The sequence below is a fragment of the Kitasatospora sp. NPDC057512 genome (genome assembly GCF_042802135.1).
Taxonomy (GTDB): Bacteria; Actinomycetota; Actinomycetes; order Streptomycetales; family Streptomycetaceae; genus Kitasatospora.
Genome location: NZ_JBHVET010000723.1, coordinates 1 through 4,294, shown reverse-complemented (window position 1 = coordinate 4,294; position 4,294 = coordinate 1). Strand labels below are relative to the sequence as shown.

The window sequence follows — 4,294 nt, the reverse complement described above, 5'->3', positions numbered from 1 at the left end:
GAGCGGACCGGGCAGCGGGCGGCAGGTGCCGGGCGGCTCGCTCCGGTGGCGGCCCGCCACCGCCTCGCCTTGACTGGTGCGGACCGCCGCCCGGATGCGGGAGGACCGAGGGATGAGATTGCGGAGGGGCACTCCTGGCCACCGGAAGGAACAGCTGCTCCTCGCACGCATGCGATTCATGCGGGCCCGGAGTGAGGCCGAGCGGCGCTTCCCGGTGATCACCGAGCTGACCGCCCGCCTCTTCTCCCCCGGCCTGCTGGATTCCGCCACCCGGATGGCCTCCCAGCTGTTCCTGACCTCCATCCCCCTCCTGTTCGCCGTGGCCGCCTTCGCCCCGGAAAGCGTGCGGAACCAGATGAACTCCTCGCTGCGCTCGCTGTTCGGCATCTCCGGCGCCTCCGCCGAACAGCTGCGCCAGGCGCTGTACAGCCCCGGCGACCTGCGGCAGACCACGGGAATCATCGGCCTGCTGATGGCACTGCTGTCCGGCACGAGCTGCAGTCGGGCGGTCGCCCGGGTCTGCGAACACGCCTGGCAGCTGCCGAAGTCCGGCACCCGGGTCGCGGCCTGGCGGTGGCTGCTGTGGATCGCCTGCTGGGTGGTCGTGCTGCTGTTCCAAGGCGTGCTGCGAAACGGTTTCGGCGCCGGGCTCTGGCTGGGCCTGCCACTGACCTTCACAGCCTCCTTCCTGGTCTGGTGGTGGACCGCCCGCCTGCTGTTGAGCGCACGGATCCGTTGGCTGCCCCTGGTTCCGGGAGCGCTGCTCACCGCCATCGCGTCCACCGCGATGTCGCTGACCGCCCGGATCTACATGCCGATCGCGCTGAACCGCTCACTGGCCCAGTACGGCTCGCTCGGTCTGGTGCTGATGGTGCTGTCCTGGCTGATCGCGTTCTGCATCGCTGTCACCTTCGCCATCACGGCCGGCGCGGTGCTGGCCCAGGAGAGGCCGCTCAGCGCCTATCTGGGGACGACCGACCCCGAACGGCGCGAAACCTGACCAGCCGCCCCGGCGCCCGTCACCCGCCATACCCGCCACACCGACGAACGCGCCGACGGCGTCGGACGGCCCGACCGCCCGCGCACCCGCCGCCGGACCGCGCGGACCGAGGCGACCGGGTCGAAGGAGCCCGGGCGGTCCCGGGTCAGCGGGTAGCAGGCGAACCCGATCAGCGCCGCGCTGAAGTGGCCGATGCTCGTGTAGTCCCGGCTCTGCTGCACGCCCAACCCGTAGACCACCAGCACTCCCACCGCGTACAGGTACCGCCAGGGCCGCACGATCAGGTAGGTGAGTACCGCGACCACGCCGGCCAGCGCGTAGCTGACGCCGTAGTCCAGGGTGTAGAGGGCCCTCGGCGAGGCCAGCCCCCGATGGATCGCCCAGCCGAGCACGCCCTCGCTGAGGTAGGTGGCGCCGACGTGCGCGAGCGCCGCCACCGAGATCCAGCGCAACGTGCCGAGCCATCGTTCGGCGGGCACGTGGAAGAGGTTGTACAGCAGGAAGTAGAACGGCCAGCCACCGCCCGCGATCCACAGGGCGCTGGTGACCAGGACACGCACCGGCGACACCTGGAGGTGGTGGAGGTTGGTCGAGCGCCGCTCCAGGATGCGGTCCGCGGTCGCCGGATCGACGTGCCGGATCACCTGCGTGGTGACGAGCAGGATCGCCAGCCAGGCGTAGGTGCCCGGCGCGCGCCGGACATAGGCCCACACCGCGTGGACGGCACGCGCCCACCAGGGCCGCCGGTGCGCCTTGGCGCCCCTGGCTGTGCTGCCGGCCATCGGCGCCTCCTCGACACTCCTCCCCCTCACCCTCGCCCCCGCCCGGCCCCGCCGCCACCCGCCGTCCCTGTGCAGCTCGTGGGAATCCGCCCACCTCACACGCCCCACCGCCGGCCCCGACGGCCTCCACGCCGCTCGCGTACGCTGGCGCTCTGACCGTCCCGGTCGCGGCCCTCCCTCCACGCACCGGGCAGGGCCGGTACCGGGAAACACCGAGCAAGGGCACCAGGCACGATGAGCGATCGCCTCGCGACGAGGACACCGACCGGCCCCGCCGCTCTCCGGCACCCGGCGCTGGGAGCCGCCGTCCGCCTGCGCCTCACCACGGCGTACGTCCTGCTGCTGACCGCGACGGCCTCCTGGCTGGCGAGCCAGGGCCATGCCGAGCGGGCCCGGTTCGTCCGGCACAACAGCAGCAACGTCCATCACATGGAAGTGGGCAAGTGGTGGACGCTGTTCACCAGCGGTCTGGTGGTCGACGGGGTTCCGGCCTGGGCGGGCATCGCGGCGGTCGCCACCGTCCTGGGCCTGGCCGAGTGGCGCTGGGGTCCGGCCCGGGCCGGTGCGGTCTTCGTCTTCGGGCACCTGGGCGCGACGCTGCTCACCGAGGGTGCGATGTGGGTGATGCTGACCGCCCGCATCCCGGGCGCGCTCTCCCGCGCCCGGGACGTGGGCATCAGCTACGGCCTGGTCGCCACCGGCGCCTGCCTCCTCGCACTCGGCCCGCGCCCGCTGCGCCGCTACGGCCTGCCGGCGCTCGCCCTGGCCCTGGCCGGCGCCTGGGCGCTGGACCAGCAGCTGGCCGACGCCGGCCACCTGGTCGCTCTCGGGCTGGGCGCCCTCGCCTCCCGCACCGTCTGGATGCGCACCCGGACGCCCGCCCCGGCCTCCTGATCCACCCCAACCACCCGGCCAGCCAAGCAAGTTGGCCAACGGACCGGGCGACGCACAGCAGTCGGGCGAACCCTCTCCGCCACCCGGGGCTCCGTATGCTCTTGCATTACTCTGCAAATCTATGCCAGAGTTCGGGCATCGGATCGATTACGCCGAATCCCGTCACACATCGCTAGATCAGGGGCCCGCTCACGCGGGTCAAGGGTGCATCCATGTCGAAGGTCTTGAGCAAGCTGCCGGTCGGTGAACGGATCGGCATCGCATTCTCCGGTGGGTTGGACACCTCCGTCGCCGTAGCGTGGATGCGCGAACACGGTGCCTTCCCCTACGCCTACACGGCCGACATCGGCCAGTACGACGAGCCGAACCTCGCCGACGTCCCGGCCCGGGGCCGCGCGTACGGCGCCGAGCAGGCCCGGCTGGTGGACTGCCGGGCCGCGCTGGTCGAGGAGGGCCTGGCCGCCCTCGCCTGCGGCGCCTTCCACATCCGCTCCGCCGGGCAGACGTACTTCAATACCACCCCGCTCGGCCGCGCCGTGACCGGCACGCTGCTGGTGCGCGCCATGCAGGAGGACGGCGTCTCCATCTGGGGCGACGGCTCCACCTACAAGGGCAACGACATCGAGCGGTTCTACCGCTACGGCCTGCTCGCCAACCCCAACCTGCGGATCTACAAGCCGTGGCTGGACCAGGCGTTCGTCGACCAGCTCGGCGGCCGCAAGGAGATGTCCGAGTGGCTCGCCGAGCGGGACCTGCCGTACCGGGACTCCGCCGAGAAGGCCTACTCCACCGACGCCAACATCTGGGGCGCCACCCACGAGGCCAAGCGGCTGGAGTACCTGGACGCCTCCCTGGAGATCGTCAGCCCGATCATGGGCGTGGCCTTCTGGGACCCGGCGGTCGAGATCCAGACCGAGGACGTCACCGTCGAGTTCGAGTTCGGCCGCCCGGTCCGGATCAACGGCCAGGAGTTCGCCAGCGCCGTCGACCTGGTCCACGAGGCCAACACCATCGGTGGCCGGCACGGCCTGGGCATGTCGGACCAGATCGAGAACCGCATCATCGAGGCCAAGAGTCGCGGCATCTACGAGGCCCCCGGCATGGCGCTGCTGCACATCGCCTACGAGCGGCTGCTCAACGCCATCCACAACGAGGACACCATCGCCACGTACCACACCCAGGGCCGGCGGCTCGGCCGGCTGCTCTACGAGGGCCGCTGGTTCGACCCGCAGTCGCTGATGCTCCGGGACAGCATTCAGCGCTGGATCGGCCACCCGGTCACCGGCAGCGTCACCCTGCGGCTGCGGCGCGGCCAGGACTACTCGGTCATCGACACCCAGGGCTCCAACTTCAGCTACCACCCCGAGAAGCTGTCGATGGAGCGCAGCGTCGACGCCGCGTTCGTCCCCGACGACCGCATCGGCCAGCTGACCATGCGCAACCTCGACATCGCCGACTCGCGCAGCAAGCTGGAGCAGTACGCGGTACATGGCCAGCTGGCGCCGTGGAGCGGCCTGATCGGCGAGCTCGCCCCGGGCGGTGCGGCTCCCATCGCCGCCGGCAACGGTGACGAGGAGGACCCGAACGCGCTCGACCACGCGGCGCTCGAGTCCGGCAC

General features: G+C 71.5%; 4 protein-coding genes. 3 read left to right on the top strand and 1 reads right to left on the bottom strand.

Annotation, left to right across the window (positions count from 1 at the left end; translation table 11 throughout):
• The first annotated feature begins 178 nt into the window (after nt 1-178).
• Nucleotides 179-1,000, top strand: coding sequence for a YhjD/YihY/BrkB family envelope integrity protein (locus tag ACFU6K_RS32605; protein WP_380669199.1), 822 nt, complete (start codon nt 179-181; stop codon nt 998-1,000).
• On the opposite strand, the gene ACFU6K_RS32600 is transcribed toward ACFU6K_RS32605, so the two are convergent.
• The gene (locus tag ACFU6K_RS32600; RefSeq protein ID WP_380669197.1) at nt 961-1,782 is read right to left on the bottom strand and encodes a rhomboid-like protein; all 822 of its coding nucleotides are present in this window, start codon (nt 1,780-1,782) and stop codon (nt 961-963) included. The two genes, ACFU6K_RS32605 and ACFU6K_RS32600, sit on opposite strands and share 40 nt — an antisense overlap.
• Nucleotides 1,783-2,016: 234 nt before the next feature.
• On the opposite strand from ACFU6K_RS32600, the gene ACFU6K_RS32595 reads away from it, so the two are divergent.
• Together ACFU6K_RS32595 and argG are read left to right on the top strand one after the other, a co-directional pair.
• A complete protein-coding gene (locus ACFU6K_RS32595) occupies nt 2,017-2,676 on the top strand; it encodes a rhomboid-like protein (protein ID WP_380669195.1) in 660 nt (219 codons plus the stop codon).
• 212 nt (nt 2,677-2,888) lie between these two features.
• Nucleotides 2,889-4,294, top strand: a 1,406-nt coding sequence (gene argG, locus ACFU6K_RS32590) for an argininosuccinate synthase (protein WP_380669193.1), incomplete at its 3' end; no start/stop codon positions are given.

Coding starts and splice junctions, on each gene's coding strand:
- ACFU6K_RS32605 (WP_380669199.1), top strand. CDS start 179: ATGCGGGCCCGGAGTGAGGCCGAGCGGCGCTTCCCGGTGATCACCGAG.
- ACFU6K_RS32595 (WP_380669195.1), top strand. CDS start 2,017: ATGAGCGATCGCCTCGCGACGAGGACACCGACCGGCCCCGCCGCTCTC.
- ACFU6K_RS32600 (WP_380669197.1), bottom strand. CDS start 1,782: ATGGCCGGCAGCACAGCCAGGGGCGCCAAGGCGCACCGGCGGCCCTGG.